This is a genomic window from Prevotella sp. MA2016, from assembly GCF_000619825.1.
Lineage (GTDB): Bacteria > Bacteroidota > Bacteroidia > Bacteroidales > Bacteroidaceae > Prevotella.
Genome location: NZ_JHUW01000006.1, coordinates 366,008 through 381,384, shown reverse-complemented (window position 1 = coordinate 381,384; position 15,377 = coordinate 366,008). Strand labels below are relative to the sequence as shown.

The window sequence follows — 15,377 nt, the reverse complement described above, 5'->3', positions numbered from 1 at the left end:
AATAAACTCTAGGTTACATATAACAAAGTTCATTAAACATATTTATAATATCTTTGCAACCACATTAACAAAGTGTGCCAATAATAACAACCAAATATATTACAATTATCTAACTAATTAAATTAATTATGTGGAATTTTAAATCTTTGCAAAAGCCGCTAATGGCATTGTTCCTGCTCTGTTTGTTCCCACTGGGAGCACTGGCTCAGAGTCTTATCAAGGGAACAGTGAAAGATGTATCTGGTGACCCTATTATCGGTGCCAGTGTTAAAGTGCAAGGTGCAAAAGGTGGCACCATCACTGACTTTGACGGTAACTTCAGTTTACAGGCAGACAATAATGCCACTCTGGTTATCACTTACATCGGCTACACCTCTGAAACTATTAAGGTAAATGGCCGCAACAATCTATCAATTACACTTAAAGAAGACGCACAGACACTGAATGACGTTGTAGTTATCGGTTATGGTGTCCAGAAGAAGAGCGACCTGACTGGTTCTGTAGCATCAGTAAAGGCCGAAGACCTGAAACACCGTTCAACAACCGACGCTGCCGCTGCTTTGCAGGGTAAGGCTGCCGGTGTACAGATCCTGAACAGTTCTGGTAAGCCTGGTCAGGGTGCTTCTATCCGTGTACGTGGTTATTCTTCAAACTCTAGCAACATTGGTCCTCTGCTGATCGTCGATGGTCTGCAGGTATCAAGCATCCAGTACCTCGATCCTTCAATGATTGAGTCAATGGAGGTGCTGAAGGACGCTGCTTCGGCTGCCATCTACGGTGCTGAGGCTGGTAACGGTGTTGTTCTGATCACCACCAAGAGCGGTGCCAAGAGCAAGGGTCAGGGTTCTATCACTTACGAGGCTAAGTTCACAAACCAGGCTCTCGGACACGTTGGTAAGCTTCTGAACGCTGGTCAGTTCAAGGATTGGATGACCATGCAGCTCGGCGCAGAAAAGGTAAACGCTGATTTGGATGATGCTGTTAAGCAGTACGGTTGGAATCCCAACACAAACACAGATTGGCTGAAAGAATATTTTGAGGACACATGGGCTCAGCAGCACACTCTGACCTTCCAGGGTGGAAACGATCGTGGTTCTTACTTCCTGAGCACAAGCTATGTAAACCAGGATGGTATCGTAAAGGGTAGCAAGGATAAGTATGAGCGTCTGACAGCTCAGATCAATGCTGACTATAAGATTAAGGATTGGTTGCAGATTGGTACCAACACCGCTATCGAGAAATGGTCATCACGTGGTGTTTCTGAGAACGGTTACGGTTCTTCTTTCGAGATGCTGCTCTTGATCGACCCATTGACTCCTATGTATTGGACATCTCCTAACCAGATGCTGGGCGACTATCGTAACTACTACGAGCAGATCCAGGCTGGTAACTCTAATTATACTCTGTTTGGTGATGAGAACGGCTACTATGCTACCTCATACTTCAACCAGCGCTTGGCCGGTGGTAACCCATTCTCACAGCGCGACCGCGCTTATGGTAAGAACGAAGGTGTGAATGTAAATGGTACCGTATTCATGAACATCACTCCTATCAAGCAGGTTACATTCACCTCTCGTCTGGGTTATCGTTTGTCATTCAACAACAGTTCTGACTGGCAGTTCCCATACTACCTGAATGGTCAGACCAAGGGTGACAACTACACCATCAATGGTGCTAGCAACAACAACACCTGGTATCAGTGGGAAAACTTCGTAAACTACAACCAGGACTTCGGTAAGCACAATGTAGGCGCCATGGCCGGTATGTCATTCCGCCAGTACAACTCTAACGGTGTTAGCGCCAATGCTTCTGGTCCAGACATCCTGAGCGCTTATGCACCTAACTTCCGCTATCTGAACTGTGTAAACGGTAATGATGATACTGTTAAGGGCTTCAGCGGTATGCCTAACATGACACGCGCGCTCTCTTACTTCGGTCGTGTTCTCTACAGCTACGACAATCGTTATAGCGTACAGGGTAACTTCCGTGCTGATGCATTCGACTCTTCTAAACTGTCAAAGGACAACCGTTGGGGTTACTTCTTCTCTGGTTCAGCTGGTTGGACATTCTCTAACGAGAAGTTCTTCAAGGACAACATCGACCCAAGCATCATGTCATTCGGTAAGATCCGTGCATCTTGGGGTACTAACGGTAACGTAAACGTACTGGGTAACTACTCATACACCGCAGGTATCGCTACCAACGGTCAGTGGTATCAGTATGGTGAGACCAATGCAGGTACATACGGTTCTATGCCTAACGGTATCGCCAACCCTGATCTGACTTGGGAGAAATCAAGACAGATTGACCTCGGTGCTGACTTCCGTTTCTTCAACGATCGCTTGTCACTCGGTATCGACTGGTATAAGAAGACCACAAAGGACCTGCTGGTTTCAGCTCCTGCTATGCCAGAGTCTGGTGTTTCTTCTCTGACTATCAACGCTGGTGAGGTTGAGAACTCAGGTCTTGAGGTTGAGCTCACTTGGAAAGACCATATCGGTGACTTCAGATACAGCATCTCTGGTAACTTCGCTACACTGAAGAACAAGGCTACCTATCTTGATCCTTCTATCGAGCGTATCTCTGGTGCAACTGTTGAGGGTGCAAGCCCTGAAGTTGTTCGCTGCTACTTCGAGCAGGGTCAGCCAGTATGGTACATGCGTGGTTACAAGTATGCCGGACGTGCAGCTGACGGAACTGCTCAGTACTACACTAAGGACGGTGGCATCACCAACGACCCACAGGCAGAGGATATGACAAACGTTGGTTCTGGTCTGCCCGACCTGACCTACGGTATCACTATCAACGCTGAGTATAAAGGCTTCGACCTGACCGTATTCGGTGCAGGACAGGCTGGTAACGATATCTACTACGGTCTGTATCGTACAGGTTACAACAACATCGCTAAGGGTATCTACGATGACTTCAAGTCTGGTAAGCTTCCAACAGCTGCTTCTGTAGCTGGTAGCGGTACATTCTGGCGTTCTTCTGCTATGGTATATAATGGCTCATTCTTCAAGCTGAAGCAGATCCAGCTGGGTTACACACTGCCTCAGAACCTGACTAAGAAGGTTTACATGCAGAACGTACGTGCTTACATCTCACTTGATGACTTCTTCACATTCACCAAGTATCCTGGTCTCGATCCTGAGACAAGCACACAGGAGTACAACTGCCCAGGTCTTGACAAGGGTAACTATCCTAACATGCGCAAGATGGTTCTTGGTTTAAGTGTTACATTCTAATCCAATAATTTTAAATACTGAATATAAATATGAAAAAGATAATATTTTCTGTAGCTGTGCTAACTGCTGGCATGATGCTTACATCATGTAATCAGGATCTGCTCGACATTGAGCAGAAGGCAACCAGCAGCACTGACAACTTCTATAAGACAGATGCCGATGCCGAGTCTGCCGTAACAGCTATGTATGCCACATACATTGGTGAGATTGGCGGTACCGAGGGTATTTGGAACGCCTACATCATGGGTTTGAACTACTCTTCTGACGATGTATTCGCAGCTGGTGGTGATATCAACGACCACGCCGACTTCCGTATTCTGAACGAGATGCGTTACGACCCAAGTTCAGGTCCTATCGGAACTCTTTATAATCACATCTATAAGTCAATCTACTCTGCCAACTTGGTTATCAACTATTTTGGCGAGACCGCTGATACTCCAGTTAAGCGTCAGGCTGTTGCCGAGGCCAAGGTTATGCGTGCTTGGGCTCACATGCTGGCTGCACAGGTTTACTACCAGCCACCTATTGTTGACCACCTGATTCTGGACGACAAACCAACAAATGCTGAGTCACAGAAGGCAATCTTCGACTTCTGCGTGAAGGATTGTGAAGAGGCTATGGGCGACCTGCCCGAGCGTAAGGGTCAGAGCGACAAGGAAGGTGCTTGGCGCGTAACAAAGGGCTTTGCTCAGTTCGTTGCTGGTAAGGCAGCTCTGTTCGCCGGTGATAACGCTAAGGCAGCTAGTCTGCTGAAGCCACTGGTAGAGTCTTCTAACTATGCACTGGTTCCCGGTGAGCGTTTCCGCGACCTGTTCCACATCGAGGGTGACGGTTGTGAGGAGAAGATCTTCGAGTTCAACTATAGCACTAACACTGCTATCGGCGGTACATGGGGCGGTAGCATTCAGCGTGGCCGTTGGATGGTAGCCAACGTACTGAACTGGCGTGGTGATGATATCAAGGGTGGTGGTAAGAGCCCACTGATTTGCTCAACTGGCGGTTGGGGCGGTGGCTCTATCAACCAGGACTTCGCTCACAAGATGCTTGCTAATGATGGCGACAGCTATCGTCGTAAGGCAACCTTCCTCACCTCTGATGAGTTCTTCTATGATGAGAAACTCTGCGGTTGGAGAAGCGATGCTACCAAGAAGACACGTGCCGAGAAGGAGTTCGACCCAGAACGTGGTATCACCAAGAGTGCTGGTTCATTCTCTCGTAGCGACGTGATGGAAGTAAAGATGATGTGTCATCCTAATGATGTTGACCTCTCTGTAGGTGACAACTGTAACAACACAAACCTGTGTATTGCTCGTCTGGGTGAGGCTTATCTGCTCTACGCTGAGGCTTGCCTGGCATCTGGCAACAGCTCAGAGGCTCTGAAGTATGTGAACAAGATCCAGCAGCGTGCCGGTTCTAAGACCATCTCTTCATCAGTTGACCTGCAGACCATTCAGGATGAGAAGCAGTATGAGCTCTGGTTCGAGGGTTGCCGTTGGTTCGACATCGTACGTTGGGGCATTGCGAAGCAGTGCTACGACAAGGTGCTTGACAACATTCCTCTGCAGTGGGATGAGTACTTCCAGTCAGGTGGTACCAAGCCTCACAAGCTGGTTTACAAGATTCATCATCCATTCGCTGATGCTGGTATCAAGCTGGAGTTCGTAGCTGGTAAGCACGAGTACTGGCCAATCCCACAGACCGTTATCGAGGTTAACGACCAGATGCACCAGGTACGTGGTTGGGCTAACTAAAATGATTGTTTAGTAAGATTCATAATAATAGTAGTTAGTATTAGACACATTGTTTTGGTATTTAGAAGGTGCTGCGTCGCGATGACGCGGCATCTTTTTTATCCAAATAGCCCAAATACCCGCCTTATTACCACAAATTAACAAGAATGATATAAATAAAAAAGTATTTGTTACATATAATAAAGTAAGAATACACATTTTCGTTGTATATTTGCACCGTGTTACAGAAGTAGCATATGGTTCTAGTCAACCATAAACTTTTTTCTAACTAACATATTATCACTACAATACCAGAATCTGACCATACGACTATACAGATTAATACGAAAAAGACTTGTTTTGGTTTTATTTTGAAGATGCTGCGTTGGGACTACGCGGCATCTTTTTTAAAGAGAATGTTACAATCTGTTTCTCAAATGTAACATTTGCATATAAAAGAGCTATCATGCATTAAACTTTTCTCTAAGAAAAGACTCAAATAAATAAACCGTCAAGGAAATGTAACAGAACATAAAGAATTGTTTAACAACATATATTATCTATAAATAAATAACAAACCAATGCCAATGAAGAAGATTTGTCTTTCTTTACTGATGACTGTGCCTCTGGTATCACTGGCACAGAATCCGGTTATACGCGACCAGTTTTCGGCAGACCCGACGGCTCGTGTTTTCAACAACAAAGTGTATCTCTATCCATCGCACGACATCATGCCACCTGCTGATCAGCGCCAGGACTGGTTCTGCATGGAAGACTATCACGTGTTCTCATCTGAGAATCTGACCGACTGGACTGACCACGGGATGATTGTTACCCAGAACAAAGTGCCCTGGGTAAGACCTAACTCCTATTCGATGTGGGCGCCCGACTGCGTTTACAGAAATGGAAAGTATTATTTCTATTTCCCATCTGCTCCAGCAGAAGGTAAGGGATTTGGATTCGGTATCGGCGTAGCTATTGCCGACAGTCCTGAGGGACCATTCATTCCGGAACCAGAGCCAATCAAAGGCATCAGCGGTATTGACCCATGTGTACTGCAGGCTTCAGACGGTAATGCTTACATCTTCTGGGGTGCCGGCCGCTGTGCCAAACTCAAGCCCAACATGAAAGAGTTGGCTGACGACACACCTACAGAGAAAGTAAAATTCGGTGAGCGTGAATTTGAGATGAAAGGTGTCAACTGTCTGAAAGGGTTACCAAATCGCCAGGCTGAAGGTCCGTTTGCATTTGAGTACAACGGCAATTACTATCTGACCTACCCCTATGTAAGAGAGAACACCGAAGTACTTGGCTATGCAATGAGCAAGAACCCTATGGGCCCCTACGAGTACAAGGGCTTGATCATGGCTGAGCATGCAAATGGTTGTTGGACCAACCATCACAGCATTGTCAATTACAAAGGTCAGTGGTATCTATTCTATCACCACAACGACTTCTCTCCACGTGATGACAAGCGCCGCTCGGTATGTATCGAGAAACTGTATTTCAACCCCGACGGCACTATCCAAGAGGTGAAGCCCACCATGCGTGGCGTAGGTATCAACCAGGCTACCGAGAAAATTGAAATCGACCGCTACAGCGAGGCAAGCAGCAATGTTACCACCTCACTCATCGACACCGTTAACACCTTCCGCAGCTTCCAGGCTACACTACCTGTAAAAGGCAGTTGGATTAAGTATAACGATGTGAACTTCGATTGCCTGACCGAAGGCTATCTGATTGTTAACGCTAAGGCTGCTGGCAACACCACACTCTATGTACGTGAAAAAGCTGCCAACGGCAAGATTATCGCAAAGATTGAGATGACCGTGAAACCAGAGAGTCCTGCAGGCGCACCTGCTATGTTCCGTCGCGACTTCAGTAACCAATGGCTCACACTGACAGCTCCTCTGGAGTATATGCCAAAGGGTGTTACCGATCTGGTTATCACCTGTGAAGGCAATGCTGGTGTAAGTGTTGACTGGATTCAGTTCAAGAACCGTCCTAAGTACTTCTCAGCTGCTACCACACCTACAGCTAAGCCCGATGACGAAGGATTCATCCGTCGCTGGTTGCTCTTGGAGCCTATCGACAAACCCAATAGCGGCAATACGGTATTCACCGACTCATATCTGCGTGAGCACTTTAATACAGAGTATTTCAAGGGACAGCAGACCATCGTTCCAAAGGACGGTCAGAAGGTTAAGGCCGAATATAAGAAGGTTGAAGTAGCCCCAGGCTTCGGTCGCGGCTTTGGACAGCAGGCTCCTGCCGAGCCAAAGGTAACAACCGTTAAACAAACACTTACCTGGCACGCACTCGACAGCGAGAATATGAACGTTAAACTGTTCCGTTTCGCAGAGAAATGGGGACAGCAGGTTTATGGTGTACTCTTCTGGGCTGTTACCATCATCGACTGCGATGAGGACATCGAGAATGTACGTCTGGCTGTAGGTTCTAACTCAGCCTCTATGTGGTGGCTCAATGGCGAGGAAGCATTGTTGCTCTCTGGCGACCGCCGTATGGTAAAGGACGACGCCATGTCGGCACGCCTCACCCTGAAGAAAGGACGTAACATCCTACGTGGAGCCGTCATCAACGGTCCAGGCATGAGCGACTTCTGCGTTCGTTTCCTCGATGAGAAAGGTAATCCTGTTACAAACTACAAGGTAGTTAAGAATTGATAATTGAAAATTGACAATTGATAATTATGAAAAGACTTCATACAATACTGGCGGCACTCGCTGTAGCAGCTGCCGCTAATGCGCAGATTGGCGCTCCTTATATTCACGACCCCTCGACACTGGCTGAGTGCGATGGCAAATACTACACTTTTGGAACTGGTGGCGGCGGTATCATCACCGACGATGGCTGGAGCTGGCATAGCGGAGCCGACCGTCCTGGCGGCGGCGCTGCCCCCGATGTACTGAAGATTGGCGATCGTTACCTCTGCATCTATGGTGCTACAGGCGGCGGACTGGGTGGCGGACATGCAGGACGAATCCTCACCATGTGGAACAAAACCCTCGACCCCAAATCACCCGACTTCAAGTGGAGTGAGGCTGTAGAGGTTTGTGCCTCTGACGGCATGGAGGATCAGGATGCTATCGACCCAGGTCTCTTGTTAGATCCTACAACAGGCCGCCTGTGGGTAAGCTATGGTACTTATTTCGGCACTATCCGTCTGATAGAGCTCGACCCAAAAACGGGCTTCCGCAAAAAGGGTAATAAGGAGAAAGATATCGCCATCGACTGTGAGGCTTCTGACTTGATGTATCGCGATGGTTGGTACTATCTGCTGGGAACCCACGGCACTTGCTGTGATGGTGTGAACTCTACTTATAATATTGTAGTGGGCCGTTCACGCAACGTAGAAGGACCTTATCTCGACAATGTAGGTCGTGACATGTACCATGGCGGCGGTAAGATGGTGATTGCAGCTGAAGACCGTGCCTGCGGTGCTGGACACTTTGGACGTTTCATCGTTGACGAAGGTGTTGAGGTGATGTCGTTCCACTGGGAGGCCGACTTCGAGCAGAGCGGTCGTTCGGTATTGGCAGTACGACCTATCGTTTGGAAGAATGGCTGGCCTGTTGCCGGCGATAACTTCAAGGGCGGCAACTTCTGGATTGAGTCAGAGCGCCGTGGTTATGCATTGGAACTGACTGTTGATTTCGTGCGTATGCAGCAGGAGCGTCAGGGTTGGTTCAACCGCAACCAGATGGAACAGCCTGTAAAGCCAATTGCCAACCAGACACTTGCCGAAGTAATCGGAAATTGGCCTAAAGGTGATATTCCCGCTCGCATCTGTGATTATATGAATCGTCCTCACCAGCGCTGGACCATTACTCCTGTTGACTCTGCCGGTGGTTATCTGAGCAATCCCTATTTCAAGATTACCATCGAGGGTACAGAGCGTGCTTTGGCAGCTACAGCCAATAAGGAAGTAACAACCGTTCCCGCCTATACAGGTGCCGACGAACAGCTTTGGCGCATTGAGCAGCTGACAGATGGTACTTACCGCATCATGCCTAAGGCCATCCCCGGCCAGGAGGGTGTAAACAAAGAACTCTGTCTCTACTCTGCTGGTGACTCTACACCTACACTCGCTAAATATGATTTCAACTCAGACAACTCTAAGTGGAATTTCAAGAAGCGCTAAACAAAAAGATTCCCTCCTGCATGGCGGGAGGGAATCCTTTCTGTTTGATTTATTTAAAATTCAAGAATGAGCGACTGACGTGACTTTAGCTCCATATTCTTCGATAAATCATAATAACGATTAGTCAGGATATCCTTAGCCTTTGTTGTCTTACCAATCACTTCTGCATAGCGTCTAACATCAAACGTTGCAGGCTGTGATGTTCCATTCAAAACTGTCAGTGCTGTCTTACCCCCGTACTGACGTGCAATGACGTAGATACCATTAAATGGTGTAAACTGTATCTGCTTACCCTTGATAATCACATCGTTACCCTGACGCCAGTGCAACAGGCGAGAGAGCCAGGTAAACATGGCCTGTTCACTCTGTGTACGACCTTCCTTAGTAAAACAGTTATGTGTATCACCAGGGAATCCGCCGGGGAAGTCCTTTCGCACATTACCATCGGTTTTCTCCTTAGTACCATTCATCAGCACTTCCGTACCATAATACAGTTGAGGAATACGATTTACGGTGAGCAACAACGCCAAAGCCTGCTTCAGGGCGAGGGTATCTTTACCATTACCCAGGTAACGGTCGGTATCGTGGTTCTCGATAAAGGCCATCACACTCGAAGGATTAGGATAGAGATAATCGTAAACAAACGAGTTGTAGAGACGGTTCAGGCCCTTCCACCAGCCATCAGTTTCTTCATCTCGTGCCTGTCCCAGCTTATCAAAGAAGCTAAAGTCCATCACTGTCTTCAGATAGCTGTTTTTCTCCGAGAGTTTTGAATCTTTCTGCCAAGCAGCCGTATAAGCAGGCTCTGTCACCCATGTTTCGCCAACGGTATTAAAATGAGGATACTCGTCGTCGAGTTCCTTCATCCACTGAGCCATCGCATCGGCATAGGCATAAGGATAGGTATCCATACGGATGCCATCGATACCAACAGTTTCAATCCACCAGATAGAATTCTGGATGAGATAACGCATCAGATGAGGGTTATGCTGATTCAGGTCAGGCATAGAGGGAACGAACCAGCCTTCTACGGTCTCCTTCAAATCTACTTTGGCTGCATATGGGTCAACAACAGGCATAAGCTTATAGCTGGTTTGCAGATAAGCACTCTTAGCAGGCTCAGAACCATCAGCATTGGCTGTAAAACCAGTCATCGGGTCGCGACCACATTGTTTTTCAGCCAACCACTCAGGCGTGTTAAGCCAGTCCTTGCTAGGCATATCATGAGTCCAGGGATGCTCAAAGCCACTGTGATTGAAAATCATATCCATCACAATCTTCAAACCTTTTTGATGAGCCTCATCACAAAGGCGCTTGTAATCCTCATTTGAACCGAAACGGGGGTCCACCTTATAATAATTGGTGGTAGCATAGCCATGATAAGTAGAATGACCATTCTCCGAATCTGGGGAGTCGTTCTCTAATACAGGTGTGAACCAAAGGGCTGTAACGCCAAGCTCTTTGAAGTAATCGAGATGCTCACGAATACCATTCAGGTCACCACCGTGACGCAGACTGGGTTTTGAGCGATCCTCTACATAGTGGCGCATACCTTTAACTTGCTTAGGATGGTTTGCGCCTTGAGCAAAACGGTCGGGCATCAACATATAAAGCACATCGGCATTGGTAAATCCCATACGCTTATCACCACTCATCTCACGCTGCTTGAGCTGATACTGCACCTTGGTCTTTCCAAAGTTCAATACCATCGTGCCAGGCTGCGCATCACGCAAATTCATATAAACCAACAAGTAGTTGGGCGAATCAAGTCGAACGATACTGTCGATGACAGCACCTGGATAATCGGTGGTTACACTAGACACATCGCGGACACCCTGCCCATACACCATCAACTGTACCTGAGGATTTTTCATACCTACGTACCAGTCGGTTGGTTCAATACGGTCAATCACTTGTTTCTTTGCTGCACTCATTGTCAAGACATTTGCCATCAAGATGGCGGTTGCTAATAAAATCCGTTTCATTTTTGTTCTTAGTTTATTCTCATGCTGCAAAGATAGGGATTTTTCTGATACGTTGTTCTCATCAAGAAAAAAATCCCATCACATAGCTGTGGCAAACGATTGCATAGCCCTACCCTTTGTATTCGGAAGGTGTGACGCCAAACTGCTTTTTGAATACTACCGAGAAGTGACTCTGGGTACTAAAACCCGTCATATCAGCAATCTCAGCCACTGTATGCTTACCGCCCTTCAACAGTTCGGCAGCGCGGTTCAGCTTGTAGGTGCGGAAGAAATTACTAGGCGTCTCGCCTGTCAAACCTTTTATCTTATAATAGAGTTTAGTGCGTGATATGTAGAGCATCTTGGTGATACGGGTTACATCGAGTTCTGAATTCGACAGTTCTTCTTCCATCAGCTTATAGAGTTCCTCCATGAAGTGCTTATCCTGCTCTGAAAGGGCATTATCAACACCCTCATCCTCGGTGGTGGTGGCATTGGTAAGCAACTTGCGCACACGATCACGGTTCTTGAGTTGCGACTGGATGAGTGCAGAGAGCACTGCGGGCTCAAAGGGCTTAGTCACATAGGCATCAGCACCCACACTCAAACCCTCAACCTGATTCTCGGCCGTAACCTTGGCCGTAACAAGGATAACTGGAATATGACTCAACTGAATATCCTGCTTGATTTCCTGACACAGCTGGTAACCATCCTTGCCAGGCATGGCCACATCGCTCAAGACAATATTTGGTTCTTCGGCCCTCATCTCTTCGAGCGCCGTATCGGCATCAAGACAGGTTATCAAACGATAATCATGCGAGAAGAGCATCCGCATATAGTTGATGATTTCTGTATCATCATCAACAACAAGGATGGTTGGTCTGTCGTCTTCATCCTGGTGATGGGTAATAGGTGAAGGTTGATAGGTGGTAGTGGACAACTGGGCACCGACAGCCAACGTATTATCGCCTTCCAATGGTCGGCGCTCTGCATCGGAATATGCCTCTTCGTTCATGGGATAAACCAGGGTAAACACAGCCCCTTCGCCGCCATCACGGTTACCAGCAGTCAACGTTCCGTGATGCAGTTCAGCCAGTCGGCGTGCATAATAGAGTCCAATACCTGTACCATAGTTTACAATCGCTTTTGTTTGGTTATCCAACTGATAGAAACGCTTAAAGATATTCTCCATGTGTTCCTCAGGAATACCTTTACCTGTATCGACAATAGTTACTTTCACTTTATCGTCAACTACATCCAGGTGAACATCTATCCTACCACCACGTGGTGTGAACTTCATGGCATTCGACAGCAAATTGCTGACGATTTTCTCTAGTTTGTCGCCATCGGTCCAAGCCATCAACTGGTCTTCCATTCCACAACGACTCAACGTCAACCCCTTTTCCTTGGCATTAAACTCAAATGTATCACAGATGTCGTTCATCTGTTTTACCACATCTATCTGCTCCACACTCAAGCGCAGGGTATCGTTCTCCAGTTTATTAAAGTCCATCAGCTGGTTCACCAGTTTGAACATACGCTGGATACTACGCTGGGCAATAATCAACAAGCTACGTTCCTCGCCTCTTATGCTATCACTCTTAGCCAACAGTCCTACAGGTCCGGCAATCATCGTCAATGGCGTACGGAATTCATGAGCAATATTCGCAAAGAAACTCATGTTCATCTGGTTGGTACGCAACTCCTGCTCCTTCTCCATCTCAGCCTTTCGGGCAGCACGACGGGCGGCTACCACACGTTTGGCATTGCGGTAGAGATACCAAGCCAACAGCATGCCCAGTGCCAGATATATCAGCCAGGCCCACCATGCGAACATCGGTGCCGGTTCCACGATGACACTTATCCGACGCTCGTCGCTGCTGGCTTCATCACTGGCACTATCGGTGATACGAACACGGAAGGTATAGTGGCCAGATGGCAGATTGGCATAGCCAGCGGCATGCCTGCTGCCTGCATCAATCCAGTCGTTGTCGAACCCTTCAAGTTTATAATAATAATGTACGCGTTCGTATTCGCCAAAGTCAAGGGCGGTATATGAAATGCTAAAGCTGTTCTCACTATGCTTCAGTCGTATCTCCTGACAGTTATCAAGCATCGACTCTATAGGTCCGTCCTTTGTAGGACGCACCATTTGATTATGAATCTTCAGATGAGAAAACTTCAGGGGGATATTCCTCAGCGTATCGATATCTGCAGGGTTAAACATCGTGATACCATCGGTTCCGCCAAACACCAGACTACCATTAGGCAACTGACACGAGGCACGATCGGCAAACTCATCCCCAGCCAGACCGTCGGCCTTATAAAGTGCTGTGATAGTCCCCGTCTTGGGGTCGAGGCGGTTCAGGCCTTTCATCGTACTAATCCACAGATTACCCTGCTGGTCTTCCTCAATACTACCCACATCCGAACAAGAAAGGCCCGCAATACGACGCACTTCGTTGGTGTGCGGATGAAAACACAGTAAACCATTGCTCACGGTACCTATCCATATATTTCCTTTCGCATCCTGCAGCATATCGGTAGGGATATACACACTACGACGTATGCAACGCTGCATACTAGGAATATCCAGCGCACTCAGTTTACCCGTCTGAGGGTTCATCTTCGTTATAGGCTGATAGAAAGCGGATATCAGCATCGAGCCATCCTTCAATTTCAGAAGTGATGGGATGAAAGTGAAATCGACATTAAATGCCTGTTTGGCTTCGGGCTCATTGCAACCTGGCTTAAAGCCGAAGATATAGGTGGTGCTTGAAGCCGCCCACACTGTACCATCGTCGGTTTGTTCGAAACACATGGTTGGTGGCAGTTGCCACTGACTCAGGATATTCAGTTTCGTACCATCATACTGGCACTTCATCACCCCGCTGGTGGTAGATAGCCAAAGTAGTCCGTCGCGATCACAGAAGATATTTGTGATGGCATTCTTCTTTTCGCCTGCCGGTAAACCTGCAATCTCGATATGTTCGGCTTTCTGGGTAGTAGAATGATACACAAACACGCCCTTCAGTAGCGTAGATATCCACAAATTAGCTTGCTTATCAATAGCCACAGCCAATACCGACGAGTTCTCGATTACACGATTCAGGTAGTTATCGCTACCACCGAACTTCTCCTTATAATAGTAGTCGGCAAAAAGTCCTTTATCATAAGTACCCAACCAGACATTCTTTCTGGAATCCTGGAATATCTTGGTAACGTATGCATCGGGCACTGGCAAACTAAAGTTAGCGTCAGCCTGACCCTTCAGCGTATGTGTCAGCAAGTTCAGTTCAAAAAGACCATTACGCGATGTACTGAGTAATATGGTATTGTTATCCAGCAAGCAGGCTGCCTGCAGCACACTATTGTGAGTCGTTAACCGATCCTGTATCTCTACACTCAGCGGAATCTGCTGCTGCGATTTTGTATCGTACAAAAGCAACGTACCATTACCCGAACACAGTAGCAAACCGTTGGGCAGCAGTTCGAAGAAATAGAATCCCAGCTGCTGACCCGCCTTCACTTCGGCTTTCTGCTTAAACGTCTCACCATTGATAACCTGCAGATTGTCGGATCCCACCATCAGGATATTATCGGCACCATCAATAAAACAGTCGCCCCACGTCTGATTGGTTTTCGTTCTGTTAAACTTCGAAAGAAATATATGATGCTGTTCGTCGTATGCCAGCAGTTCCATGCCATTATACGCGAATATGCGCCCTTTGCTATCCATCAGCAGTTTACGGGCATTTCGGTTGCTCGTTTGCATTGGTATCGATTCAAAATTGTCCTGACGGGTATAACGGCACACTCCGTTAACAGTAGCCACCCACAATCGGCCTTGCTGATCGCAAAGCAGACTCTGTATCTGGTTGTCGGGCAGTCCGAGCGAGTCGAATGTACAGAAGTATTGGTGATATTCGTGTCCGTCGTAACGGTTCAAGCCGCGGAAGGTGCCAATCCACAAATACCCATCGGCATCTTCGGCAATACACTGCACACGACTGTTCGACAGTTCGGTGGCCACCACCAGATCATGCTCCTCATCCTTATCAAGTGTTGTACTATCTGTTCCACGACGCTGGCATCCCAGCATCATCAGCACCAACACGGCACAGAATAGTACAGCAAAAACAGGTTTCCTATTCCTATTAGTCATATTACGTTATTATTTGCTTGCAAAGATAAGAAAAACTCCTGATAATAAGCCGCTTATTGCCATAATTTGAACATACAAGACAACTTTTAAACAAATTGGACAACACCCATA

General features: G+C 47.2%; 6 protein-coding genes and 1 pseudogene. 5 read left to right on the top strand and 2 right to left on the bottom strand.

What is annotated here, in order from left to right; genetic code table 11:
- Positions 1–161 precede the first annotated feature (161 nt).
- The 5 genes and pseudogenes from T360_RS0101445 to T360_RS0101430 all read left to right on the top strand — a co-directional run bounded on the left by T360_RS0101445 (position 162) and on the right by T360_RS0101430 (position 9,137).
- Positions 162–3,245, top strand: coding sequence for a TonB-dependent receptor (locus T360_RS0101445; protein WP_231488020.1), 3,084 nt, complete (start codon positions 162–164; stop codon positions 3,243–3,245).
- A gap of 29 nt (positions 3,246–3,274) precedes the next feature.
- Positions 3,275–4,996, top strand: a complete 1,722-nt coding sequence (locus T360_RS0101440) for a RagB/SusD family nutrient uptake outer membrane protein (RefSeq protein WP_028911210.1) — start codon at positions 3,275–3,277, stop codon at positions 4,994–4,996.
- Positions 4,997–5,556: 560 nt separating this feature from the next.
- Positions 5,557–6,441 (top strand): annotated as a pseudogene (locus tag T360_RS16685) (family 43 glycosylhydrolase); the annotation flags it as partial.
- Between the two features lie 519 nt (positions 6,442–6,960).
- Positions 6,961–7,659, top strand: coding sequence for an acetylxylan esterase (locus tag T360_RS16680; protein WP_369793479.1), 699 nt, complete (start codon positions 6,961–6,963; stop codon positions 7,657–7,659).
- Between the two features lie 26 nt (positions 7,660–7,685).
- On the top strand, positions 7,686–9,137 hold the full coding sequence (locus T360_RS0101430; RefSeq protein ID WP_028911209.1) for a family 43 glycosylhydrolase: 1,452 nt from the start codon (positions 7,686–7,688) through the stop codon (positions 9,135–9,137).
- A gap of 53 nt (positions 9,138–9,190) precedes the next feature.
- Here the strand turns inward: T360_RS0101430 and T360_RS0101425 are convergent, their stop codons facing one another.
- A complete protein-coding gene (locus T360_RS0101425) occupies positions 9,191–11,122 on the bottom strand; it encodes an alpha-amylase family glycosyl hydrolase (RefSeq protein ID WP_028911208.1) in 1,932 nt (643 codons plus the stop codon).
- 109 nt (positions 11,123–11,231) lie between these two features.
- Positions 11,232–15,266 carry a two-component regulator propeller domain-containing protein gene (locus T360_RS0101420; RefSeq protein ID WP_028911207.1) on the bottom strand — a complete coding sequence of 1,345 codons (4,035 nt, stop codon included), beginning with the start codon at positions 15,264–15,266 and terminating at the stop codon, positions 11,232–11,234.
- Positions 15,267–15,377 lie beyond the last annotated feature (111 nt).

Coding starts and splice junctions, on each gene's coding strand:
- T360_RS0101425 (WP_028911208.1), bottom strand. CDS start 11,122: ATGAAACGGATTTTATTAGCAACCGCCATCTTGATGGCAAATGTCTTG.
- T360_RS0101420 (WP_028911207.1), bottom strand. CDS start 15,266: ATGACTAATAGGAATAGGAAACCTGTTTTTGCTGTACTATTCTGTGCC.
- T360_RS0101430 (WP_028911209.1), top strand. CDS start 7,686: ATGAAAAGACTTCATACAATACTGGCGGCACTCGCTGTAGCAGCTGCC.
- T360_RS0101445 (WP_231488020.1), top strand. CDS start 162: ATGGCATTGTTCCTGCTCTGTTTGTTCCCACTGGGAGCACTGGCTCAG.
- T360_RS0101440 (WP_028911210.1), top strand. CDS start 3,275: ATGAAAAAGATAATATTTTCTGTAGCTGTGCTAACTGCTGGCATGATG.